Source organism: Rheinheimera hassiensis, assembly GCF_022436675.1.
Lineage (GTDB): Bacteria > Pseudomonadota > Gammaproteobacteria > Enterobacterales > Alteromonadaceae > Alishewanella > Alishewanella hassiensis.
Genome location: NZ_JAKUJZ010000004.1, coordinates 79409 through 106245 on the forward strand (window position 1 = coordinate 79409; position 26837 = coordinate 106245).

Here is a 26837-nt window from a genome sequence, read left to right on the forward strand (position 1 = left end):
GAATTGCCGGTTTTTTTATGGCTTTTTCAAGCCTTGCAGCATGGCATCTACCAGCGCACCGGCATGCTGATGTAAGTCGCATTGTTGCGGCCGCAGTAAGAAGTTACTGATAATGCCGCCCATATACATATGCAAAGCTGTTGCCGCCAGATAGGGGCAGATACCATCACGAAGTAAATCTGCCTGCGCTGCGCGTTCAAAAGCCCGCTGCATTACCGCAACGGCTTGCTCATCCAGCTCATCCTGTTTGGTAACTGCCGGGTTTAGCTCATCAATATATTCACAGCGGTGAAACACAATAGTCAGCACGCGGTGGTGTTGATCACTGGAGGCAATAAGCTGCAGGCCGTTAATCATTAAATCACGGATTTGATTAAAAGGATTATCACCGGGATTATTATCTATTTCAGTTAACAACGACTGAAACGGTAAGCGCACCCGCTCCAGCATGGCATTGAATAAATCCGCTTTATTCTGGAAGTGCCAGTAAATTGCGCCACGGGTTACATTGGCGGCCACGGCGATTTTTTCCAGTGTTGTACGCGATACACCGTGCTGAAAAAACAACACTTCTGCGGCATCTAAAATAGCTGCCCGGGTGCTTTCGGCTTCGGCTTTGGTACGTCTTGCCATTTGTTGTCTTTTAACCCTGTTATCTGCGTAATACGGCAGCAATTTTACCATATTTTGCCGGTTGGGGCCTAACCTAAAGTGGTATCAGGGTTATTAGATTTCAGCGTGCAAAAGCCACCTTATTACGGCCGGCTTTTTTGGCGCTGTATAGCGCTTCGTCGGCGCGTTTTAGCAGTTGTGCTGTGGTTTCGCCGGGGTTACGGATGGCGCAGCCTAAGCTAATGGTGACATGCACGGTTTTACTGCCTGGCGTATTGCCGCGCTGTTGTTTGCCTTGCTTGCTGTCTTGCGGCCGGGTTTGCTGGCGGATCACCAGTGGGTACTCTGCAACCTTTGTGCGTACCTGCTCAAGTTTTTCTGCCAGGGTATCTTTATTGTTGTGGCGGAATACCAGCGTAAACTCTTCACCGCCGTAGCGGTAGGCGCTCATACCGCGTTCGCTGCCAAGCAAAGCGCCCAGCAGTTTTAATACCTGATCGCCAACATCATGGCCGTAGGTGTCGTTAAATTTTTTAAAGTGATCAACATCCAGCATTGTTACCGCACTGCGCCGGCCAAGGCGGCTTAAATGGCTTAGCAGGGCGCGCCGCTGTGGTAACTGGGTTAGCTCGTCAATATAGGCCAGCTGCAGCATCTGGCTGGCCAGGCTGAGTAATAAACTTAAGCTGGCAGCCAATGTCATCCAGCCTGACATTTGCGGTTGCTGGAGCAACAAATAAAACAGCATTATGGCCAACCAGGCGGCAAACTGGCCCCAGCGCTGGCTGTTAGCAGCATAAAAATTTAATAACCCCAACCAACAGGCAGCGATAACTGCCATCCACCATAACTGGCCCCAACTGAGCAGAAATTGTGCCGATACTGGCTGGAAAAAGGCTGCGGGCAGCGGTAACAATGCCAGCCAATCGGCCAGTGGTAACAATAATAATGCCGGTGGTGCCAGCAACATCAGCAGTAGCAATAATACCCCGCGCGGGGTAAGTAATTGCGGTTTTTGCTGCAATTGCAGCAATAACATCAGTACCGTGAACAATAGCGGCAAGGTAAAACTAAGGGCCGCAGTAGCAGGCTCGGTTAGCGGGCCCTGAAGTGCCTGTTGCACTACATAATAGTGGCTGCCAAGCAGGCTAAGGCCATATAGCCAGTGCCATTGCCGCATAAGGCTGGCCAGCATGGTGGTTAGCAGTAGCATGGTATAAACAATGTGAGGAAACAGGGCACTGATAGCCGATGCCAGCGGCGCAAACTGCCATTGCAGTAACAGGATCAGCAACAGCGGTAACAGAACAAACAAATGCACCCAAAACCTCGGTGATAATTAATCGGTATCGTTAATAAGCAGCGTAAATTGGCACTATATTATGCAGTGGTCATACTCAGTACTTTGCCTCTGGCGCCACGCAGTGGCAATACCGATTTATTGCTGCCGGTTTTTCTGTTGGCATCTGCGGCCTGCACTTCACCGATAAAACGGCCACCCGGTTCAATGCTCAGATTATCGCTGTAAATGGTACCACTTAGTACGCCAGATTGCAGAATTTCAACCTGTTCGGCGTAAAACTCGCCCTCAGCGCTGCCTTTGATTATCAGATGGCGGGCGTAGATTTTGCCCTGCACCCGGCCTGGCTGGCTGATGGTTACTGCATGCACACTGCGAATATTACCTTGCAAGCGGCCGTCAATCTGCATATTGCAGTCCAGCATCAGGTCACCTTGTAATTCACAGCCTTCAGAGAGCAATGTTGCGTGTTTAGTAGCGGCTTTATCCTGCGTAACTTTAGCTGAAAACATGGTGTTGGCTTCCTATGGCGAATGCTTACCGCCATTACAGCGGCATGGCGGGATAGCTGGTACGGCTGTGCATCCCTGTGAGTTTTTGCATTAGCTGGCGTTGGCTGGCCAGTAGCTTACCGCTTTTTTCATTCTGGGCGTGGCATAAGCGGGCTTTTAACGTCAGCTCCTGCAGTAACTGACGGGTGCCGTGTTGCACCGGCACCGGCAACCGGCTTACCAGTTGGCGCATACCGTCGCGGTTATTTTGCAAACCAAATTGCTGCAGCACCACATCACGTTCATTATGGCTAAGTTCGAGCGCCGTCATCAGTTGCAGAGACTGCTGGTTCAGCGGTTGCAGTTTTTCACTGTCGCGCTGGCTCATCAGTTCATACTGGTGTTCCAGCAACTGGTTTAGCTGATCCAGCCGCTGCACATCCTGTTGCAGGCTGCTGATAAATTGTTTCAGCAGCTGGGCGCTCATCGTTTGTGCATTTCCAGCATTGCGCTGACCAAAGCGTCTTCATCCAATTGCAACTGGCCGTTGGCAATTGCCAGTTTTAGCTGCTGCACTTTGGCCATATCTACGCTGTCTTTATCTGCCAGTGACTGAAATGTTTGCTCCAGTGAACGGCTAAAGGCGCTAACCTGGCTTACGCCTGCTTCAGTTTTACCTGCAGCCGGGTTTTGCGGCTGCTCTGCACTATGTTGCTCTTGCGCCAGCCGGTTTACCGGGTTTACCTGCAGCGGATTTTTCGGATCTATTTGCATACTGTCTATTCCACAATTTGGCTCTGATCTGATAAAGCGGCGCGATAATAGCGAAACTTTAATTTATTTCTGCGTGGTTTCGGCGTTATTTTCACCTGTTACGATAGCATCGATCACTTTACCGGAACTGATATTTTGTACACTGATGCGCTCACCCAACTGGCCGTCACTCAGTGCAATGGCTGTGGTAGCGACAGCAAAGCCATCGCCGCGATACTGCACGGTAATTTGCGCGCCTTTTTGTACCAGATACGCTGCTTGCAACAGATGACGGCTTACCGGGCTGCCCGCACTGATGCGGCGCTTTACTGTCATGCCCAGCAGTGTGCCGGCATCAAACTCCAGTCCGTGGCGTATACCACCGATATCCAACTCCTGCAGGCTAAGCATGTCGGCAGTTAGCACTTCATCGCGATCCAGCGTGCGGCTGGCTACTACCAATGGCAAATAGAGTTTTACCTGCGCCACCGCGCGGCCTTGCCAGCGCTGCGGCGAAGTACAATTTAAGGTGTAACTTACCCGGCCCAGTGGTGGCTCTGTCTGCTGGCGGCGGCTGATCCCGAGGTTGTCGCAGCGGCTGTCGCTTAGCGCGGAGGGTAAATTAAGCTGAATATCCTGCTGCCTGGCTTTAACGCCTAGCTGGTTTAGATACTGCTGCAGTTCTTGTTGAATATGCTGTTTAAGTTGCTGCTCTGGCGCAAGCTCCTGTCTGGCCTGCAGCGGCCAGGTAATTAGCAGCAACAGTGCCATTGTGGCGCAGGCAGCAGGGAAAAACGCCGACTTCCGCTGCGGAAGTGTTACTTCCGCTTTTGGCGTTAAATCAGGCATCTTTATATGGCAATTCATTGATACATATCGCTTTTTAATTGTGGCACAGAGCTTGTAAAACCAAGGGCTAGCAAAGGTAACCTGTTTAAAGAGAGCAACCTGAACATGTTTGATAAAGCGCTTGGTGTACACCCGTTTTCATTGCAGCTGCGCCTGGACAGAGCAGAAATTATTGCAGGCAATCTGGCCAATGTCGATACGCCCGGCTTTAAAGCCCGCGATATTAACTACAGGCAAATTATGCAGGACGTGGCTTACAACATTGGCAGCGGCATCGATAAGCCATATCAGGAGGCGCAAAGCGGCCACCAGTTACTGTACCGTACGCCTTATCAGGCTTCGGCCGATGGCAACACGGCCGAGCTGAATATCGAACAGGCCAATTTCGCTGCTAACAGCATGGATTTTCAAACCAGCCTGACCTTTATGAATATGAAAATCAGCGGCCTGCAAAAAGCGATTAAAGGAGAGTAAGCATGTCATTTAACAGCATTTATGACGTCAGCGGCAGCGCTATGCGCGCTCAGGTAATGCGCCTGGATACCATCGCTTCAAACTTAGCTAATGCCGACACTGCTTCTGCCACTGAAGCCGGGGCGTTTCGGGCATTAAAGCCGGTATTTGCGGCGTTATATAAACAAACGGCAGACAGCCAGAGCTTATCAGCTGAAGTACAAATGCTGGGCGTTACAACGTCCAGCCGGCCGGTAGAGCAACGCTACGAGCCAAATAACCCGCTGGCGAATCAAGACGGCTATGTATTTTATTCCAACGTCAATGTGCTGGAAGAAATGGCTGACATGATGTCTGCATCGCGCAGTTATCAAACCTCAGTAGAAGTTATGGGCCGGGTATCCAGTATGCAGCAAAGCGTGCTGCGCCTTGGCCAGTAAAGGAGTAACAGCGTGAGTGCAATCAGCGGCTTCGCAGACAATATTAATACCCAGAACAGTAACAGTGTGGCTACGAACGGCAGTAACACTGAAGGTTTGTCCACTATGTTTCTGGAGCTGCTGGTGGCACAAATTAGCCATCAGAACCCGTTAGATCCAATGGACGGCACCCAGTATGTCAGCCAACTGGCCGAGTTTGCCAATGTTGAAAGCCTGCAAAGCCTGAAAGTTGACTCGGGTAAAAACCTGCAGCTGCAAGCCAGCCAGCAGGCACTGCAGGCCACTGCCCTTATTGGGAAGCAGGTTGATGTAGCAGCTGAAACCATTTTGCTGGAACAAGACGGGCCAATTAGCGGTGCGGTAAATCTAGGCAAAGAAGCCGACAGTGTTGAGGTTCGCCTGTACAACGCGGAAGGCCAGTTAATGCAGAAACAAACTTTGCCTTATAGCGGTGTGGGCACTATACGGTTTGCCTTTGACCAGCAAGACGCCGGTGGTTATTACGTGCAGGCGGATGCCCATATTGACGGTCAGCCACAGCCGCTTACCACCATGCTAAGTGGCGAGGTAGAGCGGGTGTCTGTCGGCAGCAATAAAGACGACATTATTTTGCAAGTCAATGGCCTGGGTAACCACGCTCTGTTAGATACCAATCAGCTGGCCTTTGGCGGCAATAGTTAAGGAATCAGTATTATGTCTATGTTCAATATCGGTTTAAGTGGGTTAAAAACCACACAAAAAGCGCTGGAAATTACCAGCCATAACATTGCCAACTCCGGTACTGCCGGTTTTAAAAGCGGCAGCGCTGAATTTGCTTCTGTTTATAACGGTGGCCAGCGCGGCGGTGTCGACGTTAGCGATATTAAAGAAAACTTTACCCGTGAAGGCGGCGTGGTAAACACCGGCTCAGCGCTGGATTTAGCCATCACCGGTAAAGGTTTTTTTGTTGTTGCAGAAAATGGCCGTATGGCTTACACCCAGGCCGGCCGGTTTGATCTGGATAAAGAGCAAAACATTATTAACGCAACCGGCAACCGGCTGCAGGGCTATGGCATAGATGCCGAAGGCAATCTGGTGCCGGGCGTGCTGACAGATTTAAAAATTGAAGCGGCCAATATTCCGGCGCAAGCCTCTACAGCAGTCGAATTCTCGCTAAATTTAAGCTCAGCTAGTGATGTAATAGCCGTGCCGTTCGATCCGGCGGTGGGCAACAGCTACAACTATTCACAATCAAGCGAAATATTCGACTCTTTGGGCAACAGCCATACCTTAACCCAGTATTTTGTCCATACGGGCCCCAATACCTGGCAGGCACACTATTTTGTTGACGGTGCAGATTTACTCACGCCGTCAACCCTGACTTTTGACGGTGCCGGCGAGCTGATCACACCTGCCGCACCGGCCACAGTTGCGTTGACTTACGATCCAACTCTCATCACCGGCGCGGATCCAATGAACTTTGGCGTAAACCTGACTAACAGTACTCAGTTTGGCAGCGGTTTTAATATTTATAAAAACGACGCTAACGGCTTTACCGCCGGTGAGTTTGCCGGGGTAGCGATAGCCGAAAGTGGTGAAGTATTTGCCACTTTTACTAATGGTGAAACCAAGTTACAAGGCCAGGTAGTACTGGCCAGTTTTGCCAATATCAGCGGCCTGGAAACCGGTAATAAAACCGTATGGTATGCCACTAATGAGTCTGGCGCCGCGCTGTATGGCACGCCTGATGCCGGCAGTTTTGGTGCGTTGTTGTCCGGGGCCTATGTCGGCTCTAACGTGGATATTAGCGAGCAACTTGTTGATTTAATGGCATTTCAGCAAAACTACCAGGCAAACGCCAAAACCATCAGCAGCGCTGATGAAATGATGCAAATTCTGTTTAGTGCCACCTAAAGGTAAGCCGTTATGGAACGCTTAATTTATACCGCTGTATCGGGGGCCGAACTTAACCAGACGGCACTGCGTGTTAGCGCCAATAATCTGGCCAACGTTAATACGCCTGGTTTTAAAGCAGATATTGAGCAGGCGCAGGCAATGATGATTGCCGGTGACGGCTTTCGTACCCGTTATCAGGCACAGTTACTGCCGGTGTTTACTGATCTGGCTAATGGCCCTGTGCAGCAAACCGGCCGTGATCTTGACATTGTGCTGAGCGACGGCGGCTTTTTAGCCATTGCCGATGCCAACGGTAACGAAGCCTATACCCGTGCCGGTAACCTGCAGATAGATGCCGATGGCCGCTTAATGCTAAACGGCTATGCCGTGCAGGGTGAGCAGGGCGATATAGTGCTGCCGGAATTTGGTGATATCGATATCAGCGCTGACGGTACCATTAACCTGCTGCCGGTAGGTGGTGGGCTTATCGCCGAGGAAGGCCGGTTAAAAATGGTCAGTGCCGGTGATGACACCCTGGTAAAAGGTCTGGATGGCTTATTACGGCCGCAACAGCAGGAACAACTGCCGCCGGATCTGGCGATTACACTGCGTACCGGTGTGCTCGAAGGTGCCAACGTGAATGCGGTAGAAGAAATGGTGAACACCATGAATATCAGCCGCCAGTTTGAAATGAATATCCGCATGATGAAAACCGCTGACGAACTGGCGGTAGCCGGTAACAAGCTGGTCAGCGGCAACAGTTAACAGGAGCAGCAAATGAATTCTGCCTTATGGGTTAGTAAAACCGGTTTAGCCGCGCAGGATATGCGCATGACAACCATCTCTAACAACCTGGCTAACGTTAGTACCGCCGGCTTTAAGAAAGACCGTGTGGTGTTTGAAGACTTGTTCTATCAGGTGCAGCGCCAGCCCGGCGCCCAGGCTGATGAGCTAAACCAGGTGCCCTCTGGTATTCAGGTGGGTACCGGTGTGCGCATTAATGGCACGCAGAAAATTTTTACTGAAGGCAGCTTTGAAAAAAGCGATAACCCGCTGGATATCGCTATTGCCGGGCAGGGCTTTTTCCAGATCGAAAACCCTGACGGTGAAATACTGTACAGCCGCAGCGGCCAGTTTCAGCCAAATAGTGATTCGCTGATAGTAAACGCCAATGGTTTGCCACTACTGCAAAATATCGCCATACCGGAAAATGCCATGAGCGTAACCATAGGCCGTGATGGCACTGTTACCGCGGTAGTGGCCGGAGAGGCCGAACCGGTAGAACTGGGCCAGATTTTAACCGTTAATTTTGTTAACCCGGCCGGGCTGGAAGCACTGGGCGGTAACTTATTCCGCGCTACTGTTGCTTCAGGTGAAGCGGTGGAAGGCGTGCCGGGAGAAGACTCGCTGGGTGCGTTGCAGCAATACACCATTGAAGGCTCAAACGTCAGTGTAGTGGATGAAATGGTTAGCATGATTGCGGTGCAGCGGGCCTATGAAATGAACGCCAAAGTAGTGTCGGCAGCTGATGAGATGCTGCGCTTTATTAACCAGAGCCTGTAAGCCGATGAAAGCCGGTAGCGCTTTAATACTGATACTGCTGCTTAGCGCCTGCGCCAGCCAGCCCGAGTTGGCACATGAAGCCGACTGGGAGCAGGTAGTGGCGCAGCGCAGTGGTGATGAACCACTGTCGGGCCAGCAACATGGCAGCCTGTACAGTGATCGTTATATGTTTACCTTGTACGAGGATAAACGTGCCTACAGGGTCGGCGATATTCTTACCGTGGAGCTAAACGAGCGTACTCAGTCCAGCAAAAGTGCCGATGCCAGTATAGATAAAAATACCGGCATTAATGTGGGGGTGCCGCTGGCCGGTAACCTTAATACTGCTGAGCTGGCGATGGAGCTGAATTCACGTTCGCGTTTTGATGGCGAAAGCGCAGCCAGCCAGCAAAATTTCCTGCGCGGCTCTATTACTGTGCGGGTAACCGATGTGTTAGCCAACGGCGCTCTGGCCATTCGTGGCGAAAAGTGGATCAAGCTGAATCAGGGCGATGAATATATCCGCCTGCAGGGGTTGGTGCGGCCGGAAGATATTGATGTTACCAACCGCATCTCATCGCAGCGTATTGCCGATGCCCGTATCAGTTATTCCGGTAAAGGCGATTTAGCCAGTGCCACCCAGGCAGGTTGGTTTACCCGTTTATTTAACCGCTTTCTTAACCCGTTTTAATCGAGGCGTTATGAAACATTGTATAAGTGCCGTACTGTTGCTGTTGTGCCCGTTGTTATTGCAAGCCAGGCCATTGCTGGATCTGGTCGATATTCAGGGCGTGCGCGATAACCAATTGGTAGGTTATGGTCTGGTGGTAGGTTTGCCGGGCTCTGGCGACAAGGCGCAGATCAGGTTTGCTGCCCAGTCATTAAACAATATGTTGAAACAGTTTGGTGTGCAGCTGGATGAAAACAGCCTGCCGAAGTCAAAAAACGTGGCTGCGGTAGCTGTTACAGCAACCTTGCCTGCCAATGCCAGCCCCGGGCAGACAATGGACGTGACCATTATGTCGCTGGGTGATGCCAAAAGCCTGCATGGTGGCAGCTTAATGCTAACGCCATTGCGTGGTGTTGACGGCAAAGTGTATGCGCTGGCGCAGGGCAACCTGGTGGTAGGTGGGCTAAATGCCACCGGCCAGAATGGTTCGTCGGTTACCGTCAATGTGCCCACTGCCGGTATTATTCCGTCGGGCGCTATTGTTGAACGTAGTGTACAGCAACTGTATGAGCCTGCTGCCCAGGTGGTGCTTAACCTGAAACAACCTAATTATCAGACCGCGCGCAATGTTGTTACCGCTATTAATCAGGTATTCGGGCCAGAAGTGGCCAGAGCGGAGCATAAAGGCAAGCTGGTGGTCAGTGCGCCGGTAGATGCGAACAGCCGCATCACCTTTATGTCGATGTTGCAGGATCTCAACGTGGAAGAAGGCAGCCAGCGGCCACGCGTGGTGTTTAACAGCCGCACTGGCACCGTGGTAATGAATGATGTAGTACGGGTAAAGCGCGCCGCAGTAAGCCATGGCAGTTTGACCATTACGATCAGCGAGCAACAGGGTGTAAGCCAGCCGTTACCCTTTAGTAATGGCACGACAACACCGGTACAAAATAGCGGGGTTGATGTGCAGGAGCGCACCGCCAATATGATGCTGTGGCCCGAAGGTAGCTCACTGGAAGCTATTGTGCAGGCTATTAATGCGCTGGGGGCAACTCCGGCAGAACTGATGTCGATCCTGATTGCACTGGATAATGCCGGTGCACTGGATGCTGATTTGCTGGTGATTTGAATGAATATAACCTCGTTAACCGGCCACGCTTTATCTGGCGAGGGGCTGGCGATAGACCCGCGTGTCGCAGCAGGCATAGACAGCAATCAGGACCCTGCCACCCGCCTGACTAAAGCGGCAGAGCAGTTTGAAGCGATATTTTTGCAACTGGTATTAAAAAACATGCATGCCGGCACCGACGCTATTGCCGGTGACAATGGCCTGTTTGGTAGCAATGAAGCCCAGACGTTTCGCGATATGCATGATGCCCAGCTGGCACAGAACCTGGCCGCCAAGCAGCAGCTTGGGTTGGCTGAAGCCATAGTGCGGCAGTTGGGAGAGGGCCTGGAACAAACTGAAAATAAATTTAAGCAACTGGCCGAGGCCGTCGCTTTACCTGATAAGGCGGCGCTTAGTCTGGTTGCGCCGGAATACAGTAACAGCGGATTCAGCCAGCCATTATGGCAGGCTGACAGCGGTGGGAAACCCAGCTTATGAGTATGCTTTTAAACGGTGTGTCTGGCCTGAATGCGGCTAACAACGCACTAAATGTAGTGGGCCAGAACGTAGCTAATGCTGCTGTAAAGGGCTACAGCCGCCAAACGGTATACCTGGAAACTGCTGCCGGCGGTTTAAACGGCGTTAAGGTAACTAAGGTCGACCGTATCGTTAATGATTTTCTCAATGACGATATTTGGCGCACCAGTTCAGACACCGGCTACTACGAAGGGTTTCAAAGTTACCTGGGGTATCTGGAACAAATTCTTGGTACCGAATCGTTAAACCTCAATGATGCCGTTGCCGGTATCAGTGCTGCTTTTAATGCGGCTATGTCTGCGCCCGATTCTAACGCCTACCGCCAGCAGGTATTGTCATCATCCCAGGCCCTGGTGCAGGACCTGTCGCAAATTAACGGTGCTTTATCAGATCAGCAAGACAAACTCAGCAAAGAGTTAAGCAATCTGGCAGATAATAGCAGCTCGTTGTTACAGCAAATTTCCGAGTTAAACAGCAAAATCAGCAAAGCACAGGCGCTGGGGCAGCCTACCGCTGAACTGGCTGACGCCCGAGAAGTGCTGGTAACCGAATTGTCTGGCTATGTTGGTGTAGACATTGTCGACCCGGGTGATGGCAATATTAATATCAGCAGTAAAAACGGCGCACCACTGGTGGTTGGCTCTAAATCTGCGTCTGTGAGCGTTAATGGTACCTCGGTTGAGGTAATGTTTAATGGCCAGGATTTTGGTCTGAATGAGTTTGTCGGTGGCCGTATCGGCGGTTTACTTAATGTAGATGTAAACGTACTACAACCGAGTAAACTGCAGCTGGAGCAAATTGTTACTAATATTGCTGACTCAGTAAACACGGCGCTGGCCGAAGGCTTCGATTTAAACGGGCAGCCGGGCGAGCCACTGTTTTTATACAACCCGGCAGATGTGTTGGGCACCATCAGTGTTAACGCTGATTTGCAACCGGACGGTTTGGCTTTTATCGGTAACGACGGTTTTGGCAACCCGACAGGTGGCCGCGGCGACAATGGCAATATTGCCAATCTGGTATCGTCATTAACTGGCAGTACAGCAGGTTATGATACGTTAATCGGCGATCTGGCGATTCAAAGTAAACAAGTACAAAGCAGTGTTAAAACCGCCCAGGTGCTGAACAATAATGCTGTGGCTGCGCGCGACAGCGTGAGTGGCGTAAATCTGGACGAAGAAGCTGCTAACCTGATGTATTACCAGCAACTATATGATGCTAACGCCCGGGTGATCAGCACTGCTGATCAATTGTTTAAAACCCTGATTAATATCTTCTGAGGCAGTGGCTATGCGCGTTAGCAGCAATCAGTATCATCTAACCACTATTCGGAATATTCAGCAGTCTACAGCTGAGTACAGCAAGCTCTCTACCCAGCTTGCCACCAACCAACGTATACAAAATCCGTCAGATGATCCGTTGGGGTCAGTGATGCTGCTTACGTTAAACAGCGAGCTGACAAAGCTGGACCAGTACAAATCGAATATGAATGCGGTGCATTTTAATCTGGGCCAGCAGGAAACCCAGCTGAGCAGTATGGTAAATACGCTGTACTCAATCCAGGAGATTGTCACCACGGCGGCCGACGGTTCTATGGGGCAAGCCGAGCTGGAGGCATTTAGCCAGGAGTTGTCGGTATTGATGCCGGCAATTGTCGATTTACTGAATGCTAAAGATGGCAACGGTAATTATTATTTCTCAGGCAGTTTAACCAACGTTATACCGTTTGAGCGCGATGCGATGGGCGTATATCAATACAACGGTGATGATCGCGTACGTCAGATTGCTGTATCAGATAACTCCAGCGTACCAGGCAATATTGTTGGCAGCGCGCTGGACCCGGGCGCAAATTTCTTAAATGAAATGCAAACATATCTGGATTTAATCAGCACGGCACCGGCTGGCGGTGTCGGCGACGAATCACGCGATATGTTGAACCATATCAGCGGTTTTCTTGCCACTGTTAGCGGCGAAATTACCCGCATTGGCGGCACTTTAGCTTCGCTGGATGAAATGGCGCTGGGCAATGATGATATAGCATTATTTACCGAGACACTGCGTGACGACATTAAAGTCGTCGATTATCCGGAGGCTTATGTAAAAATGAATGAAGCATTGGCCTCATATGAGTCGTCGCTGAAAGTTTACTCCAGTGTATCCCGGCTTACGCTGTTTTCGTATGTTTAACTAAGGCGCAGCTATGCAGCTATCCGGTGCGGTTGATAAGGTCAGTAACAGTGCGCTAACGCCGCTTAATGCAGCGGACCGGGCGGCTGTGATCAAAGCTGTCCGCGCTGATGATGCCGGCCGCACTGTGCCGGTATCACGGCAGTCGCGGCAAATTCAGGTATTAAGCAAATGGGCAATGGCAGCAGATGTTAGTAAACAGCTAAGCCAGACTGATCAAACCGAGCGTAACATCCGCCAGGCATATCAGGCGCTGGAAAACCTGCGCCGGCAACTGAATACACCGGGCCACAGCAAATTGTCAGCGCAACAACAGCAGCAGGCGCAACAGCAGTTAGCGCAGTTGGAGCAAAAGTTGTCGCATAGCAGTTCAGGCCTCAATGCCGATTTAACCCCGGTTAGCGCCCAACCTGCGCCGTTAAAAGCCAGCCTTAGCCATAATATAGATTTACTGTCAGAGCGGCGCCAAAATGAGCAAGTCAGTATTCTGCTGGGCCGCAGTGGCAATGCTGTCAGTATCAGCTTACCGGCTGGCCAGAGCGCAGAGCAAAATCTGCATACTGTGCAGCAAGCCTTTGCCCGTCAGCAAATCAGTGTTGGCAGCGATAATCAGCAGCAGCTGTACTTTTCTGCCGAAGCACGCGATGCCCGTAAGTTGCAGGAGCCCTGGTTAATCAGCGGCCAGGGTGTGCGTGTTGCAGCGGGTAACCCTGTTAGTGTAAAACTGCAGGCTGCTGACAGCACACTGGCGCAATTGGGTAAAGCGGCCTCGACAGCCGACAATGTGCAGGCGTACAGCCAGCAAATTCAGCAGGCGCAACAGCAGCTAAAAGATGCTCTTGTTAAAGTGCAGGCACAGCGCACAGCGCTGCAGGCACAACTGGTGGCAATTCAGCAAAGCCAGAGTGACAACTCTGAACTGAATGCGCTTAGCCAGCAACTGCGTATAGAAATGCAAAGTGGCAGTAAAAGCGCGGTGTCGGTGGTGATGTCGCAAGCCAATATTACCCGTAGTCTGGTTGAGTTTGGTTTGGGTTGACGCATTAATGATTAACGACTGTTTTGCGCAAAATATGCGCGTGATTGCCAGCCGCTGGCCTAATCTGGTAACTGTTTTACAACAGGCCGCCGCTGAAAAACATCGCCTGGCAGTGCAACTGATAGAAGGGCAGGACAACACTCTGCTGATTAACGGCATCCAACTAACCAGCCGTCATAACCGACAGCAGGAAGCCTTGCAGCAAATCAGCAAATTGCCGCAACATTATCCACATATTACGTTATACGGCACCGGCCTTGGCGATTTGCAGCAACAGTTGCTTGGCCGCGAACGCCTGCAGCAACTTAAAGTTTGTATCTTAAATGAATATGTTTTTGCGCTGGTGCTGCAATTGCTTGATCAGCGGCACTGGCTTAGCGATAGCCGGGTAACGTTACAGTTGGCTGCCAGTCAGAGTGATATCCAACTGCCATTTGCTGTACTGCCATCGGAATTGGTATTGGCCAGTGACAGCAGTATGAGAGTTCGTGATCGCTTATACAGCGAGCTGGAAGCCGGTTACGCTGCGCAGCGTTTAAAACAGGATATCAGTCCTTTTTTGCCGCGCTTGCAACAAAACCAGCCTTTTTGGCAGCAAGACCAACCGGTGCAGACGTTATTTAACTCGTTAGCGGCAGATAAAGACGTTTATGTCATCGCTGCCGGCCCTTCGCTGGAACAACATTACGGCTTTATAAAGCAAGCACAGCAACAGCCCAACGCACCTTTGCTTATATGCGTAGATACTGCAGTAGCCGCTTTGCTGTCGCAGGATATCCGGCCGGATATTATTGTTAGCCGCGACCATAAAATCGGTTTACGGCACCTGCCCTGCAACAGTCTGACTGCCGCCAGCCGTCTGGTGTATTTCCCGCTGGCTAACCCGGAGTTATTGCAACATTTCCCCGGTAAGCGTTATATCGCCTTAAGCGACAGTGCTGTTTTTGACCCGGTGCGCAAACAATTATCTGCCGCAACTTTATTCAGCTACGGTAGCGTAATACATCCGGCTGTTGATTTAGCTGTAAAAATGGCGGCTAAGCGTGTGTTATTGTTTGGTGCCGATTTTGCGTTTAGCCATAATAAAACCCATGCCAGCTGGCAAAACGGTGCTTTAGGGCCGGGTTATCAGGCCGCTACCGAGCAGGTTATTAACGGCTTTGGCGAAAAAGTCCCGACTTTACGTAATCTGCTAACCTACCTGACAGGCTTAGAGCGTTATATCAGCAAGCAGCCTGCGGTCACATTTTTTAATACTTCTAAAGCGGGTGCATTCATTGCCGGCACGCAATATCATGCGGAGCTTACCCATTAATGCGTACTGTTTCGCAATGTAAGCAGCACGCTAAAACACTGGCGCTGCAATTCCGGCTCGGTATCACTACGCAGCCGGCACTTGAACTGGCAGAGCTTGCCGGGCAACTTATTAGCTTATTTGCCACTGCCCCCCCACAGCAAAGCGCTCAGTTACAGCAGTTGTTAACGGCAGTGCTGCAGTGCCAGCAAAACCGCGACTGGTTAGGCCTGGCCGATTACCTTGAGTACGAGCTGCAGCAACTACTGGCTGGCACCTTAGCCTGATTTCGCTGGTCAATAAGTAAAATTAACCCTAATATAGTGTAATAATACAGAGCTAACCGGCTGTCTTATCTCGTTGTTTGCTGGCCCAAGGCGCAGCTGACAGGGTGATATATTCAGCCTTGCCGGTAAGGAGTAAAGGATGCCCAGCGAAACGATTTTCCGCGTCCCATTGTGGTTGTTCAGCGTCTCGTTAATCTTGTTAACACTTCCGGCGTGTGCCCAGCAAGCGGCACCGACGGCACCTGCTGCCGGTGACATCACCTCTTATGGCGATTGCTCAATGATTAATTTTAAAGATATTGATGGCAGCGAGCTGACCAAAGCCGAGTTGCTGGAACGGATGGACGCTGATTTTGCCGCTAATCTGAATCAAAGTGAAAAATGTATGGCCGAGGCAATAAACAGCGGTGCCGGGCGGATCAGTGCTGCAGGTGCCGGGGCTAGTGGTGTAGCAGAGGCTGCCGCGGGTACTAATGAGCAGGCCGCGCAGTCGGCCGGTACTGAACAGACACAAAATGCGGACAGTGCGAAAGAGTCTGACAGCTCACCGTCAAAGGCAACGCAGAAAGGCAAGGCTCAGCAAGGTAACTCTGCTGTGTGTGAAACGGTGAAACAAGGCCTGGCAGGCGCCACGACTGAGGGCGAGAAAAAACATTTTAGCGCGCTGATGACGCAATATGGCTGCGAATAATACAGAATAGCCGTTAATAATTTAGAATAGCCGTGAATAATTTAGAACGGCCTTTAATAATTTAGAAGTGGAGCGGGTAATGCAACCTCATTCTTTTTTGCAACAGAGTAAACACTGGCTGGTGGCGGCCTGTGCCCTGCTGGCACTGGTAATTAGCGGTTGTCAGTCTACCCAGACTAATGTTAGCAGCGTAGGCCCTGCTATTGGCGGCCAACCAAAAGCAGCAGAGCTGGGTAAAGCACAGCGTGAGTTTAAGTATCAGTCGGAAATTTATCTGAATGTGGCCGTGCCGGTATTTGATCCCGGCATTCCTCTGGATGCCAAAGGCAACATTAATGATAAAAAAGTGGCTGAAGAGGATATCTGGCCACAGGTACGGCGCCTGGAAGCAAACCGTTTTGCTATTGATACTAAAAAAGCACTGGCGGCTACTAAGGTGTTTGGTTCGATTAATGTTACGCCGGATGCGTCGGTTTCTGCCGATGTGTACGTACTTGGCAAAATCAATTATTCCGATACCGAAACCGTGCGCATCAGTGTGCGGGTGATGGATGCTACCAATGATATCTGGGGTGAAGAAACCTTTGAACATCAGGTAGGTGAAGCCTTTTACCGTGACGCCCTGCGTAAAAATCAAAACCCTTACTCACCGGTATTTAACGATATTGCCGCTTACGTTTACGATTTACTGATTAAAAAATCAGAAGCAGATAAAAAGAAAATTCAGCAGGTATCTGATTTACGCTATGCCGCTATGTATAGCCAGGAAGCTTTTTCACCTTATATTGTCAGCAAAAGAAAGGGCTTTACCTCAAGGCAAACCGTATTTGAGCTAAAAGGCGCACCTGCGGCAAACGATCCTATGCTGCAACGGGTAAACTTACTGCAGGCGAAAGATGAGCAGTTTATCGACCAGCTGCAAGACAGTTACGAAGCGTTTTATGCCGAGTCAGACGAGGCCTACAGCAAATATCAGCGCGAAACTCTGCCGATTGCCGCTGATATCCGCAAGAAAAAAGCCGAGCGGGCCACCCAGCAATTAGTTGCTGCCGGTAGCGCAGTGCTGGGTATTATGCTGGTGAAAAATTCCAATTCTGCCATCGGCGAAGTAGGGGCTATCGCGGCCGGTGCCGCAGCCATATACAGTCTTAGCCAGGCGATACAAACAAACCGCGAGCTGAGTGCACAACGTGATGTGCTCAGTGAAATGGGGCAAAGCCTGGATATTAAAGTCACCCCTCAGGTGGTGGAGCTTAACGAACAGAGTATCGAGCTTAAAGGTACGGCTACCGAGCAGTACACCCAGTTAAGACAAAAGCTGTTAGAGATTTATCAGTTAGAAGCAACACCGAATCAGCAACTGTAAGTAGGTCTTAGTTCAGGCAAGGAACCGGATGTGGCCAGAGCGTTAGATGATGGAATAAACCACGACAAGCAGTCGAAAAAAGCGTTTTATATTAAAGCAATAGTTGGTTTTTTTGCGGTGTTGCTGTTATTGGCGCTGGTGCTGCTGGCGCTAAACTGGTTTTCAGCTTTAGCACCGGCTGGCAGCAATACGCTGCCTGCCGCGGCGGCACCTTTATCTTCAGAGTCTTTATCTGCAGAGCCTGCGCCTTCAGCGGCAGGCATGCCGGATGAACAAGCCCGTAAAGCGTTACAGCAACTGCTGTCAGACACCAACCATCAGGTTAATCAGCTGGCGGCTGATACACACCTTGCTGCCTGGCAAAGCGCTGCGGTAAATACCTTATTGCAAAACATGCAGCAAGCTTACCGCTTGTATGGCCAGCAGCTTTACAGTGAAACCGGCACCCTGTTACAGGATATTCAGCAGCAAAGCAGCGCGTTGCAGCAAAACTATACCCAGGCTTACGAAACAGCCTACCAAACCGCCAGTGCGGCTTTTGCCAATAGCGACCTGCAGGCGGCCCAACTTAACAACAGCCGGGCGCTGGCAGTAAACCCGTTATATGCGCCAGCATTGCAGCTGCAACAGCGGCTGAATGTGGCCAGCCAGGTACAAGAGCTTTGGCAGCAGGTGCGGGTAGCCCAGTTGGAAAACAATGTCAGTAAACAAAAAGCCGTGCTGGAGCAAATTCGGCAGTTAGATCCTGCGGATCAGCGCTCTGCGCAGAGTTTAGCCAGGTTAAACCAGCAAGCTCAGCAACAATCTTTTGCTGAGGTGTTGGCGCAGGCGGTTACTGCACTGGATCAGGCCGATTATGCCACTGCCCGTCAGGCGCTAGCCCGGGCGCGTAGCATTGATAGCAACAGGCCGGAGCTAGCGAGTTTACAGCGTCGGCTGGAGGGTGCCGAAAAAGCCGGTGCAGCCGCGCAGGCAGAGCAACAAGTGCAAGTATTCAGCGAAGTGGATGAGTGGCCAACAGTGAAAATGGTGGCAGAAAATGGCCTGAAGTTAAACGCCGATAACCCGGTGTTGCAACAGGCACTGCAAAGCGCTAGCCAGATTATTCAGGCCGGACAGCGGCTGGAGTCATTTATCGCTAACCCGCAACGTCTTACCGATGCCAACATCCGTCAGCGCGCTAACGAAGCGATTAGCGCAGCACAACCGCTGGCAGCGCAAAGCGCCCGGTTAGCGCAGCAATTAGCTCAGTTGCAGTCTTTGCTGCAGGTTCAGGCGCAAACTGTGCCGGTGTTGGTGAAAAGCGACGGCCGCACTTATATCCGCGTGCTGGGGGTGGGTAATGTGGGCGAAGTAAAAGAAAAAACCATTAATCTGGCGCCGGGGACTTATCAGTTTGAAGGTAGCTGTAAAGGCTATCGTACGGAAATTATTACTGTTGAAATCAGCCCGGCAACCCCTGCGCCTGATGTGCAATTACAATGCAAAACCCGGATTTAAGAGGAATAAGCCGTGAGTCGGATTGATACATCTATCGCATCAGATAAACGCAAACGTAAATGGATGGTGCTTAGCAGTATTGTGCTACTGGCTCTGGTTATGGCCAGCTACCTGGCCTGGCTGTTTTTACTAAAAGGATTTACTGTCACCGTACTGCCAGCTGAGGCCGCGCAAACCCAGCGCTTTGCCATGGTATCAGGTAGCGGCTTTTTTCTTGAAAACAAACTGTATTTATTGGGCTCGCGCGCGGAAATTGAGGTCAGTGCCGATAAGTTTGAGCCATTACAACGGTTGGTGCTAAGCAGTGAACAAAGCAACCTGAGTGTTACGCTGCAGCCAATGCCTGCCAGCATTCAACTGAATACGCTGCCTGAAGTGGCGGATATCAACTGGACAGTAAATGGCCAGCTACACAGCCAGGGCCCTATGCTTATAGACCGTTTTGCGCCGGGTGAGTATCAAATCAGTGCCGAACAGCCGTATTTTCAGCCGCAAAGCCTGACACTGACAGCTGCAATTGCCGATGAGATTGCGCAAACGCTGACACTAACACCGGTACAGGGCGAACTAACACTGGCGTCGCGCCCCGCAGGGGCCAGCGTTACGGTAAATGGTCAGGTGGTGGGTAAAACACCACTGAGTTTAGCGCAAAACGGCGGCAGCTATCAGGTGCAGGTTAACCTCGAAGGCTACGAGCCGGTTCAGGACACTATCGATATTACCCATCGCCAGCCGACGCCTGAGCGGGATTATTTTTTGCAGCCGGTGCAGGCAGTGCTTAGCATCACTACCCAGCCACAAGACGGTGTGTTGCTGCTAAATGGTAAACCTGCCAGCAGCCCGGCCAGTATTGATGCCGGTAAAGCCTATACGGTGCGTTATGAAAAGGCCGGTTACCTGGCGCAGTCGCAAAGCGTGACATTAAAACCGGCAGAGCAGCGCAGCCTGAATTTTGCTCTTAAAGCAGAAATGGGCCAGGTACGCTTTAGTGCCAATGAAACAGCCGAAGTGCTGATCAATGGCAAACCCATGGGGCAAACCCCGTTAACCTTATCGTTGCAGGCGTTAGCACAGCAGGTTGAGTTTCGTAAAACCGGTTATCGTACTGTAAGCCGCACTGTCACGCCCAACCAGCGGCAAACGCAGACAGTACAAGCTGAACTGCTGACAGAATTTGATGCCCGCCGCCGCGAAGGTAAACCCTTGTTTGCCCAAACGCTGGGCATCAGCTTTGTTGGCGTGCAGTTAAAAGCCTTTACCATGGGTTCGCCAGCCAATGAGCCGGATCGGGGCCGTAACGAGCATCCGCTTAACGTTAATTTCAGCCGCAATATCTGGGTATCGGCGCATGAGATCACCGAAGCACAGTATGGTGCTTTTAAAGGGCAAACCGGCGGCTCGGCACTGCCGGTAACCCAGGTATCCTGGCAGGATGCGGTTAAATTTACTAACTGGTTAAGCGTGCAGGAAGGGCTGGCACCGTTTTATAACCTTCAGGGTGAAAGGGTGGTGGGTATTAATGCCGACAGCCCCGGCTACCGGCTGTTAACAGAAGCCGAGTGGGAGTTTGTTGCCAAGCACAACCGGCGCGCCGCCAGAACGACTTATGTGTGGGGCAGCGAAGATCGGCTGCGCGACAAACAGGGTAACTTTGCCGATAAGTCGGTGCAGGGCCAGCAAACCTTCTTGTTCCGCGATTATAATGATGGCTTTGCCGGTAAGGCGCCGGTAGGCAGCTTCCGTGCTGATCGGGCTGGTTTTTATGATCTTGATGGTAATGTGCGCGAATGGGTGCATGATGCTTATGCGGTAACTGCGCCTGATACCTCCAGGCAGTATACGGATTATCGCGGCGCCGCCAGTGGCCAGGGGCATGTGATCAAAGGGGCGTCTTATAAATCCGGCCGCTTAAAGGAGCTCAGAGCCAGTATCCGTAACGAAGGCACCGGGCCACAAGACGATGTCGGTTTTCGCATTGCCCGCTATCAATAGTATTAATAGTATCAATAGCAGGAGTTAAACATGAAAAAACGCATCTTACTGGCCATAGTGTTACTGGCGGTAGCGGGATCTGCGGCGGCCTATTTTGTATCTCTGGATGCGCCCCAGGATTTCCCGATTAATATCTGACGAGCGGAGCAGCACAGTTATGCATAACAAAGATTCTGCCGCAATGAACCCCGGCATTATTACCAGTGTATTGGTATTGGCGGGTTGTTTCACTCTGGTGCATTTATTTTATGAAGGCATAGTGCGGCCAACTGCAGCGGCTATTCTGGCCGCCGAAGGCAGCAGCGGCTTGTTTTCTGTCTGGGTTATTTTAAAAGATATGGAGCAGCAGGTATGTTTTTCATTGCTGCTGTTTTGCCTGTTTCTGATGGGTTATAAATTATGGCGCCTGTTGGATGAAGAAACCCTGTATACCCGCGATTTTCTGCGCGACTATGACAAAAGCCTGCCTCTGGACGTTGAGCTGGCGCTGTCAGAGTTAGAGGCCTCGTCGTACAAAGATAACCCGGCTATGGCGACCTGGATCAACTGTATCCGGCGTTTTAAAAATACCCGCAATGTGCAGCACGCTGCCGACGCTATTGAATCCTCAGTAGAAAGCCTGGCCGCGCAGCTGGAAAGCGGCAACAGTATGGTGCGCTATATTATCTGGGCCATTCCCAGTATCGGCTTTGTTGGTACCGTGCGCGGTATTGGCCAGGCGCTGGCGCAGGCAGATAAAGCCCTGGCCGGCGACATTGCCGGTATGACAGCCTCGCTGGGCGTTGCCTTTAATTCAACCCTGGTGGCTTTGTTTATCTCGCTGATTTTAATGTATTTTATGCACATTCTTAATGGCAGGCAGGATACGATGGTGTTAAATACACAACAATCCTGTGAGAAACACCTGTTAGCGCACTTGCATAACTGATTAGTACGCTATGAGACTAAAGCGGCGCGCTGAAGATGGTTTTAATATGTCATTCCTGGATGTGATGGCATGCGGGCTGGGCGCAGTTATTCTGATCCTTATTCTGGTCGATTTTAACGCTTTTGTGCCTGAGCCGACCGATGAAACCAATAAGCTGCAGCAGGAACTAAACGCCGCCCAGCAGCAACGCGAGCAACTGCAAAAATCAATTGATGAACTGAACGACAGAATTGCACTAGAATCGTCCAGCCAGCAGGATGTTAAGCTGTCGCAAAGCGATACCAGCAGTGATCAAAGCAAGTTACTGCAGCAAATTTCAACCGAACTGGCGGTAGTGGCCGATCTGGAAAAACAACTGGCTGCTATCGCCCGGTTACCGGTGCCGGATGCCAATGTGCAGCTAAGCGGCAGTGGCCAACAAAATTATATTACCGGCCTGAAAGTAGAAGGCGGGGAAATTGGCATTTTGCTGGATAAATCAGCGTCAATGATGGGCGAAAACCTGCTGGAAGTGCTGCGCTATATGGCTTTGCCCGATAAGCAAAAGCTGGCGCTGCCCAAATGGCAACGTAGCCGGCGCGCTGCGCAGTGGCTGTTAGCCCGCTTACCAAAGAACGCCAAAGTAACCGTAGTGGCTTTTTCTGAAGACGCCATTATGTTGGGCCAGCGTGCGGCCAGCTCTGCACAGGTATCCGATTCAATGAACGCCATAGTGCGGGATATTGGCAAGCTGGTGCCAAACGGCGGCACCAATTTGCAAATTGGCCTGCAAAAATTGCGCGAGTTGCATCCTAATGTTACTGATGTGTACTTAATTACTGATGGTTTACCAACGTTGGGTGACGGCCTTAGCGTGCGCTGTCGCGGCCTGTTAACCAGTAAAAAGTCTATTTCGTCACAGTGCCGACAAGAGCTGCTTGTTGAAACCATTAAACGCGCCGGCCAGGGGCTGCGGATGAACGTGATTTTGTTGCCGATTGAAGGTGATCCTTATGCGTCGGCAATGTACTGGAGCTGGTCGCAGGTAACACAGGGCACCTTTTTGGCCCCGGCAAAGGAGTGGCCATAGTGGCAAGACGCATGCGCAGGATAAAACGGCCGCCGGTAGAAATTTTTACCCTGTCGTTTCTTGATATTATCTCCTGTGCTTTTGGCGCAGTGGTATTACTGGTACTGCTGGCAAAAAATGGTGAAAGCGAAACTGAACTGGGGCCGGATAATTTAAGCACCATGGTAGAGCAGGTGTTGGCGGCCCAGCTTAACGTTGAGCTGCTAAAAGGTGCGCTATCAGATAAACAGCAGCAACTTGCCGCCGCACAGGCCCGCTCGGCCTCTGTAACTGAACAGCTAAAATCGCTGGAGTCTTCCATTCCCCGTGCACAGCAAACGTTGCAACAACTGCAGGATCAGGCCAGCTCATTGCGTAATGAATTGCGCCAGGCCACGGCGATGCTGAATGTGCCTAAATCCACTGATAAACCGTCAGATGAAGTGGGTGGTATTCCAACCGATGCTGATTATGTGATCTTTGTTATTGATAACTCCGGCTCAATGGTATCGGGCAGTAAGTGGAATCAGGTAATTAATGTGGTGAATGATATTTTAGTTAATCACCCGCAGATGAAAGGCTTTCAGGTGATGGCAGCCGACGGCACCTTTTTGTATCCCGGCCAGGAAGGCCAATGGCTGAGTGATTCAACCAGCATGCGCCAGCGCGCCATGGATCGGATGAAACGCTTTACCGGCGGTGGCAGTGCGCCTGAGGTGGGTATTATACGGGCGCTGGACCTGTACAGCAAAACAACGGGCAAAGTGAGCCTGTATGTATTTGGTGATGACTACCGCTCAGCCAGCCTGGATGCCATTGTCGGCACTATTACCAGCAAGAATGCCGGTACCGGTGGCGAGCCAAGATTTCGCATTCATGGTATCGGTTTTTATCGGCCATCAGGTGGTGATGCCATGCAGTTTGCTGCCTTTATGCAGGCAGTAGCTAAGCGCAACCGCGGTGCTTTTGTCGGGCTGGCATTTTAGTTATATCGGCGCAGCAAAAATTCTTTTAAAAAAATTTTAGTTCCGCTTTGCCGCTGTCGCTTTAATTCTGTGAGCATCAATCACAGGAGATTTCACGATGGCTTTATCAATTCAATCCAATATGGCGTCAAAAGCGATCCAGAACCAACTGGGCCGTACCAATAACGATTTATCAGTAGCGTTAGAGCGTTTAGGTTCAGGCTTTAAAATTAACTCTGCTAAAGATGATGCAGCAGGTTTACAAATTGCCAACCGTTTAAATGCGCAGGTACGTGGCCAGGAAGCGGCTATTTATAACTCCAACAATGCGATGTCAATGTTACAAACCGCTGAAGGCGCGTTTGAAGAGATGACAAACATTGCTTACCGGATGAAAGAGCTGGCAACGCAAGGCGCCAACGGTACCAACAACACTTCTGAATATACGGCATTAAGCTCTGAATTTGGCGCATTGTCAGATGAGCTGACTAACATTCTCAGCAATACATCTTATGGTTCAGGCACCAAGTTACTTGATGAAACCGATGGCAAACTTCAGGATGCCGTGACTTTTCAAATTGGTGCGACGGGCGCAGAAACCTTAGAAGTTGATATCAGTACTCAGTTAGGAAATATTACCACTGCTATGACAGCAACAGAGTTTGCTGCTGGTTTCGCCAGTGGTGATGTGGCACAAGACCAAACTGATGCCAAGGCCATTATGGGTCAGGTAGATACATTACTAAATGCCATTGGCGCTGCCCGCTCTGAGCTGGGTGCCAGTATGAACCGTTTGGATCACTCTATTAATAACGTGACCAATATGATGGAAAATACTCAATCTGCAGCTGGCCAGCTGATGGACGCTGACTTTGCTAAAGAAACGTCAAATATGACTAAACAACAGCTGCTGATGAACTCAGGTATTTCTGTACTGAGCGCATCTAACAGCACGACACAAATGATTGGTTCACTGCTGCGTTAATTTTAACGTTAACAGTAACGATAGTGTTATAACCCTGCTGGCGTTAGCTGGCGGGGTATTTTTCAAGCATTAGCTGATGGTAGAAGGTTTACATTATGGCGTCTTATTTAAGTATTGACCCCCAGACTCTGGCGAGCCAGTACACGCAAATTGATCGGGCCGGTAAAGATCAGTTGCTGTCGGCAAAGTCAAAGCAGTTTACCGCCCAGCTCAATGCCATTAAAAAACTACAAACCTCTATGGGTAGCTTTTTAACCCAGCTAAAAGATTTTCGTAAAGCCGACAGCAGCCTGCTGGCCAATACGGCCAGTAGCAGCAGCGAGTCTACTTTAGCGGTTAAAGCCAGCGGCAAGGCTGTGGCGGGCAGTTACGATATTTTTGTCCAGCAACTGGCGCAAAACCACCAATTAGCAATGTCATTTGATCCCACGGCCGCGCTGGCGACAGACGGTGAGTTTAATATTGATTTAGGTGGCAAAAATTTTTCGGTCAATATGGCCGGGTTACCCGCCAATGCCAAATTAAGTGATCTGGCGGCTGCTATTAATAACCATGCCGACAATGAAGGGGTTAAAGCCACCGTAATGCGCAGTGGTACGGAAACTTTTTTAGTGATTTCCAGTGAAGAAAGTGGTGCAGCCAATGAGCTAACGCTGGGCTTTACCGCTGGTGCCGATGCTGCCGGTGCCGATATTACTGCAGCTTTGGCGGCAAAGCAGGAATTAAAAAAAGCTCAGGACGCTATAGTACGTTTAGGTAGTGATACCGCCATTAGTGTTACCAGTGCCAGCAACAGCTTAACCGACGTGATTGAAGGTGTAACGATTGATTTAGTTAAAGCACAAGCTGCTGATGATGGCCCGGTGAATATCAAAATTGGCCAGGATCAGACCGCGATTAAAGCCAACCTGCAAAAATTTATTGATGGTTATAACGGTATTGTAAGCAGTATCAGTGGTGACACTAACCTGAAAAACGACAGTGCAGCGCGTAGCGTGCAAAGCCAGTTACGCGCGGCTTTTCAGGGCGAAATCGGTGGCAAAACACTGTATAGCGTGGGCCTGGAATTTGACCGTAACGGTAAACTGAGTATTAACAGCGACCGGCTGGAAAAAGCGTTGGAAGATGACCCAGCAGCGCTGGAAGCTATGCTGACCTCTGATACTGGTGTGCTGGCAAAGCTGGAGAAAGCAGTAGAACCCTACAGCAAAAGCTATGGCGGTTTATTAGGCGATAAGCAAAAAACACTGCAGGCCAGCCTGGATTTAGTTACCGAAAAGCAAAAGCGGCATGATTATTCCATGGAACTAACCTTTAAGCGCTATCTGAGCCAGTTTACCCAGATGCAAATTACCATAGCGCAGCTTGAAAGCTCTATGGGTCAGTTTTAATTAGTGAGAGACAGCTTATGTTAGATTTTGCCAACGGTTATCAGGCATACCAGAATACGTCGGTTGAAGGCAAAGCCGCCGGCGCCGATATACATAAACTGGTACTAATGTTGTTTGATGGCTTCCTTGATGAATTAGCCCGGGTTGAGGGGCATATTCAGGCTAAACGTTTTGATAAAAAGGCGGCCGGAATTGAGCGTATGCTGAAAATTCTTGGCGGGCTGGATGCGTCGCTGGACCAGCAAAATGGCGGTGAAATAGCAGCGAATATGCAAAAGCTGTATCAGCACTGTGGCCAGGCATTGCTCAATGCCAGCCTGAAAAACGATTTAACTTCAATTGATACTGTCAGGGTAATAATGACTAACCTGCAAGAAGGTTGGCAGGGGCTGGCAAAAAGCGCAGCCTGATAAACTTACTGCGAATTTTAATACTGCTTAGCGCATTGAAAAACCGCTGTTTTGCCAGCGGTTTTTTTCTGTGCATTTAAAGTCAAAGCCGCTAATTTCTGTGCACTTACCGGACGTTAGCGGCAAG

Annotated in this window: 30 protein-coding genes; 24 read left to right on the forward strand and 6 right to left on the reverse strand. The window is 50.5% G+C overall.

From position 1 onward, the window contains the following. Positions 1-15 precede the first annotated feature (15 nt). The 6 genes from MJX74_RS09090 to flgA form a co-directional block, all read right to left on the reverse strand. Entirely contained in the window at positions 16-633 is a 618-nt protein-coding gene (locus MJX74_RS09090) for a TetR family transcriptional regulator (protein WP_240222556.1), read from the reverse strand. 100 nt (positions 634-733) lie between these two features. Continuing rightward, complete coding sequence (locus MJX74_RS09095; RefSeq protein WP_240222557.1) at positions 734-1933, reverse strand: GGDEF domain-containing protein; 1200 nt, start codon at positions 1931-1933, stop codon at positions 734-736. A 59-nt stretch (positions 1934-1992) separates the two neighbouring features. Beyond that, positions 1993-2424 carry a bactofilin family protein gene (locus MJX74_RS09100; protein ID WP_240222558.1) on the reverse strand — a complete coding sequence of 144 codons (432 nt, stop codon included), beginning with the start codon at positions 2422-2424 and terminating at the stop codon, positions 1993-1995. 34 nt (positions 2425-2458) lie between these two features. Then, on the reverse strand, positions 2459-2890 hold the full coding sequence (gene flgN, locus MJX74_RS09105) for a flagellar export chaperone FlgN (RefSeq protein WP_240222559.1): 432 nt from the start codon (positions 2888-2890) through the stop codon (positions 2459-2461). Then, complete coding sequence (gene flgM / locus MJX74_RS09110) at positions 2887-3177, reverse strand: flagellar biosynthesis anti-sigma factor FlgM (RefSeq protein ID WP_240222560.1); 291 nt, start codon at positions 3175-3177, stop codon at positions 2887-2889. The genes flgN and flgM overlap by 4 nt, the downstream gene beginning before the upstream one ends. A gap of 63 nt (positions 3178-3240) precedes the next feature. Next, positions 3241-4023, reverse strand: coding sequence for a flagellar basal body P-ring formation chaperone FlgA (gene flgA / locus MJX74_RS09115; RefSeq protein ID WP_240222561.1), 783 nt, complete (start codon positions 4021-4023; stop codon positions 3241-3243). Positions 4024-4110: 87 nt separating this feature from the next. Here flgA and flgB point away from each other — a divergent pair, with 87 nt between their 5' ends. From flgB to fliS, 24 genes are all read left to right on the forward strand, one after another. Beyond that, the gene (flgB, locus tag MJX74_RS09120) at positions 4111-4479 is read left to right on the forward strand and encodes a flagellar basal body rod protein FlgB (protein WP_275692731.1); all 369 of its coding nucleotides are present in this window, start codon (positions 4111-4113) and stop codon (positions 4477-4479) included. Positions 4480-4481: 2 nt separating this feature from the next. Continuing rightward, positions 4482-4898, forward strand: coding sequence for a flagellar basal body rod protein FlgC (gene flgC, locus MJX74_RS09125; RefSeq protein WP_068227603.1), 417 nt, complete (start codon positions 4482-4484; stop codon positions 4896-4898). Between the two features lie 12 nt (positions 4899-4910). Continuing rightward, positions 4911-5579 carry a flagellar hook assembly protein FlgD gene (locus tag MJX74_RS21880; protein WP_068227606.1) on the forward strand — a complete coding sequence of 223 codons (669 nt, stop codon included), beginning with the start codon at positions 4911-4913 and terminating at the stop codon, positions 5577-5579. Between the two features lie 12 nt (positions 5580-5591). Further along, positions 5592-6791 (forward strand): flagellar hook protein FlgE, encoded by a 1200-nt coding sequence (locus MJX74_RS09135; protein WP_275692732.1) that lies wholly within the window; start codon positions 5592-5594, stop codon positions 6789-6791. Positions 6792-6803: 12 nt separating this feature from the next. After that, the gene (locus MJX74_RS09140) at positions 6804-7538 is read left to right on the forward strand and encodes a flagellar basal body rod protein FlgF (RefSeq protein ID WP_068227609.1); all 735 of its coding nucleotides are present in this window, start codon (positions 6804-6806) and stop codon (positions 7536-7538) included. Positions 7539-7550: 12 nt separating this feature from the next. After that, positions 7551-8336, forward strand: a complete 786-nt coding sequence (gene flgG, locus MJX74_RS09145; RefSeq protein WP_068227611.1) for a flagellar basal-body rod protein FlgG — start codon at positions 7551-7553, stop codon at positions 8334-8336. Positions 8337-8340: 4 nt separating this feature from the next. Next, positions 8341-9006 (forward strand): flagellar basal body L-ring protein FlgH, encoded by a 666-nt coding sequence (gene flgH, locus MJX74_RS09150; RefSeq protein WP_240222562.1) that lies wholly within the window; start codon positions 8341-8343, stop codon positions 9004-9006. A gap of 10 nt (positions 9007-9016) precedes the next feature. Then, complete coding sequence (locus MJX74_RS09155; protein WP_275692733.1) at positions 9017-10111, forward strand: flagellar basal body P-ring protein FlgI; 1095 nt, start codon at positions 9017-9019, stop codon at positions 10109-10111. Then, the gene (locus tag MJX74_RS09160; RefSeq protein ID WP_240222563.1) at positions 10112-10588 is read left to right on the forward strand and encodes a rod-binding protein; all 477 of its coding nucleotides are present in this window, start codon (positions 10112-10114) and stop codon (positions 10586-10588) included. Further along, positions 10585-11907, forward strand: a complete 1323-nt coding sequence (flgK, locus tag MJX74_RS09165) for a flagellar hook-associated protein FlgK (protein ID WP_240222564.1) — start codon at positions 10585-10587, stop codon at positions 11905-11907. The genes MJX74_RS09160 and flgK overlap by 4 nt, the downstream gene beginning before the upstream one ends. A gap of 10 nt (positions 11908-11917) precedes the next feature. Continuing rightward, entirely contained in the window at positions 11918-12814 is an 897-nt protein-coding gene (gene flgL / locus MJX74_RS09170; RefSeq protein ID WP_240222565.1) for a flagellar hook-associated protein FlgL, read from the forward strand. Between the two features lie 13 nt (positions 12815-12827). Continuing rightward, positions 12828-13853, forward strand: a complete 1026-nt coding sequence (locus MJX74_RS09175) for a hypothetical protein (protein ID WP_240222566.1) — start codon at positions 12828-12830, stop codon at positions 13851-13853. A gap of 7 nt (positions 13854-13860) precedes the next feature. Then, entirely contained in the window at positions 13861-15168 is a 1308-nt protein-coding gene (locus tag MJX74_RS09180; RefSeq protein ID WP_240222567.1) for a motility associated factor glycosyltransferase family protein, read from the forward strand. Then, complete coding sequence (locus MJX74_RS09185) at positions 15168-15434, forward strand: hypothetical protein (protein WP_240222568.1); 267 nt, start codon at positions 15168-15170, stop codon at positions 15432-15434. Before MJX74_RS09180 ends, MJX74_RS09185 begins: the two co-directional genes overlap by 1 nt. 139 nt (positions 15435-15573) lie before the next feature. Beyond that, positions 15574-16125: a hypothetical protein gene (locus tag MJX74_RS09190; RefSeq protein WP_240222569.1), complete on the forward strand. Its 552-nt coding sequence runs from the start codon at positions 15574-15576 to the stop codon at positions 16123-16125. 79 nt (positions 16126-16204) lie between these two features. Further along, complete coding sequence (locus tag MJX74_RS09195) at positions 16205-17491, forward strand: hypothetical protein (protein WP_240222570.1); 1287 nt, start codon at positions 16205-16207, stop codon at positions 17489-17491. A 30-nt stretch (positions 17492-17521) separates the two neighbouring features. Continuing rightward, on the forward strand, positions 17522-18991 hold the full coding sequence (locus tag MJX74_RS09200; RefSeq protein ID WP_240222571.1) for a tetratricopeptide repeat protein: 1470 nt from the start codon (positions 17522-17524) through the stop codon (positions 18989-18991). A 12-nt stretch (positions 18992-19003) separates the two neighbouring features. Next, positions 19004-20983 carry a PEGA domain-containing protein gene (locus MJX74_RS09205; protein ID WP_240222572.1) on the forward strand — a complete coding sequence of 660 codons (1980 nt, stop codon included), beginning with the start codon at positions 19004-19006 and terminating at the stop codon, positions 20981-20983. A 157-nt stretch (positions 20984-21140) separates the two neighbouring features. After that, the gene (locus tag MJX74_RS09210; protein WP_068227645.1) at positions 21141-21911 is read left to right on the forward strand and encodes a MotA/TolQ/ExbB proton channel family protein; all 771 of its coding nucleotides are present in this window, start codon (positions 21141-21143) and stop codon (positions 21909-21911) included. Positions 21912-21921: 10 nt separating this feature from the next. Then, the gene (locus MJX74_RS09215) at positions 21922-22980 is read left to right on the forward strand and encodes a VWA domain-containing protein (RefSeq protein WP_240222573.1); all 1059 of its coding nucleotides are present in this window, start codon (positions 21922-21924) and stop codon (positions 22978-22980) included. Next, positions 22980-23945 carry a vWA domain-containing protein gene (locus MJX74_RS09220; RefSeq protein WP_240222574.1) on the forward strand — a complete coding sequence of 322 codons (966 nt, stop codon included), beginning with the start codon at positions 22980-22982 and terminating at the stop codon, positions 23943-23945. The genes MJX74_RS09215 and MJX74_RS09220 overlap by 1 nt, the downstream gene beginning before the upstream one ends. A 97-nt stretch (positions 23946-24042) precedes the next feature. Further along, a complete protein-coding gene (locus MJX74_RS09225; protein WP_240222575.1) occupies positions 24043-24909 on the forward strand; it encodes a flagellin N-terminal helical domain-containing protein in 867 nt (288 codons plus the stop codon). A gap of 95 nt (positions 24910-25004) precedes the next feature. Continuing rightward, positions 25005-26300 carry a flagellar filament capping protein FliD gene (fliD, locus tag MJX74_RS09230; RefSeq protein ID WP_240222576.1) on the forward strand — a complete coding sequence of 432 codons (1296 nt, stop codon included), beginning with the start codon at positions 25005-25007 and terminating at the stop codon, positions 26298-26300. Positions 26301-26317: 17 nt separating this feature from the next. Further along, positions 26318-26710, forward strand: coding sequence for a flagellar export chaperone FliS (fliS, locus tag MJX74_RS09235; protein WP_240222577.1), 393 nt, complete (start codon positions 26318-26320; stop codon positions 26708-26710). Positions 26711-26837 lie beyond the last annotated feature (127 nt).

Excerpts from the sequence above, each read along its gene's own strand:
- MJX74_RS09090 (WP_240222556.1), bottom strand. The coding sequence starts at position 633 with ATGGCAAGACGTACCAAAGCCGAAGCCGAAAGCACCCGGGCAGCTATT.
- MJX74_RS09100 (WP_240222558.1), bottom strand. The coding sequence starts at position 2,424 with ATGTTTTCAGCTAAAGTTACGCAGGATAAAGCCGCTACTAAACACGCA.
- flgN (WP_240222559.1), bottom strand. The coding sequence starts at position 2,890 with ATGAGCGCCCAGCTGCTGAAACAATTTATCAGCAGCCTGCAACAGGAT.
- flgM (WP_240222560.1), bottom strand. The coding sequence starts at position 3,177 with ATGCAAATAGATCCGAAAAATCCGCTGCAGGTAAACCCGGTAAACCGG.
- flgA (WP_240222561.1), bottom strand. The coding sequence starts at position 4,023 with ATGAATTGCCATATAAAGATGCCTGATTTAACGCCAAAAGCGGAAGTA.
- flgB (WP_275692731.1), top strand. The coding sequence starts at position 4,111 with ATGTTTGATAAAGCGCTTGGTGTACACCCGTTTTCATTGCAGCTGCGC.
- flgC (WP_068227603.1), top strand. The coding sequence starts at position 4,482 with ATGTCATTTAACAGCATTTATGACGTCAGCGGCAGCGCTATGCGCGCT.
- MJX74_RS09135 (WP_275692732.1), top strand. The coding sequence starts at position 5,592 with ATGTCTATGTTCAATATCGGTTTAAGTGGGTTAAAAACCACACAAAAA.
- MJX74_RS09140 (WP_068227609.1), top strand. The coding sequence starts at position 6,804 with ATGGAACGCTTAATTTATACCGCTGTATCGGGGGCCGAACTTAACCAG.
- flgG (WP_068227611.1), top strand. The coding sequence starts at position 7,551 with ATGAATTCTGCCTTATGGGTTAGTAAAACCGGTTTAGCCGCGCAGGAT.
- flgH (WP_240222562.1), top strand. The coding sequence starts at position 8,341 with ATGAAAGCCGGTAGCGCTTTAATACTGATACTGCTGCTTAGCGCCTGC.
- MJX74_RS09155 (WP_275692733.1), top strand. The coding sequence starts at position 9,017 with ATGAAACATTGTATAAGTGCCGTACTGTTGCTGTTGTGCCCGTTGTTA.
- MJX74_RS09160 (WP_240222563.1), top strand. The coding sequence starts at position 10,112 with ATGAATATAACCTCGTTAACCGGCCACGCTTTATCTGGCGAGGGGCTG.
- flgK (WP_240222564.1), top strand. The coding sequence starts at position 10,585 with ATGAGTATGCTTTTAAACGGTGTGTCTGGCCTGAATGCGGCTAACAAC.
- flgL (WP_240222565.1), top strand. The coding sequence starts at position 11,918 with ATGCGCGTTAGCAGCAATCAGTATCATCTAACCACTATTCGGAATATT.
- MJX74_RS09175 (WP_240222566.1), top strand. The coding sequence starts at position 12,828 with ATGCAGCTATCCGGTGCGGTTGATAAGGTCAGTAACAGTGCGCTAACG.
- MJX74_RS09180 (WP_240222567.1), top strand. The coding sequence starts at position 13,861 with ATGATTAACGACTGTTTTGCGCAAAATATGCGCGTGATTGCCAGCCGC.
- MJX74_RS09185 (WP_240222568.1), top strand. The coding sequence starts at position 15,168 with ATGCGTACTGTTTCGCAATGTAAGCAGCACGCTAAAACACTGGCGCTG.
- MJX74_RS09190 (WP_240222569.1), top strand. The coding sequence starts at position 15,574 with ATGCCCAGCGAAACGATTTTCCGCGTCCCATTGTGGTTGTTCAGCGTC.
- MJX74_RS09195 (WP_240222570.1), top strand. The coding sequence starts at position 16,205 with ATGCAACCTCATTCTTTTTTGCAACAGAGTAAACACTGGCTGGTGGCG.
- MJX74_RS09210 (WP_068227645.1), top strand. The coding sequence starts at position 21,141 with ATGCATAACAAAGATTCTGCCGCAATGAACCCCGGCATTATTACCAGT.
- MJX74_RS09215 (WP_240222573.1), top strand. The coding sequence starts at position 21,922 with ATGAGACTAAAGCGGCGCGCTGAAGATGGTTTTAATATGTCATTCCTG.
- MJX74_RS09225 (WP_240222575.1), top strand. The coding sequence starts at position 24,043 with ATGGCTTTATCAATTCAATCCAATATGGCGTCAAAAGCGATCCAGAAC.
- fliD (WP_240222576.1), top strand. The coding sequence starts at position 25,005 with ATGGCGTCTTATTTAAGTATTGACCCCCAGACTCTGGCGAGCCAGTAC.
- fliS (WP_240222577.1), top strand. The coding sequence starts at position 26,318 with ATGTTAGATTTTGCCAACGGTTATCAGGCATACCAGAATACGTCGGTT.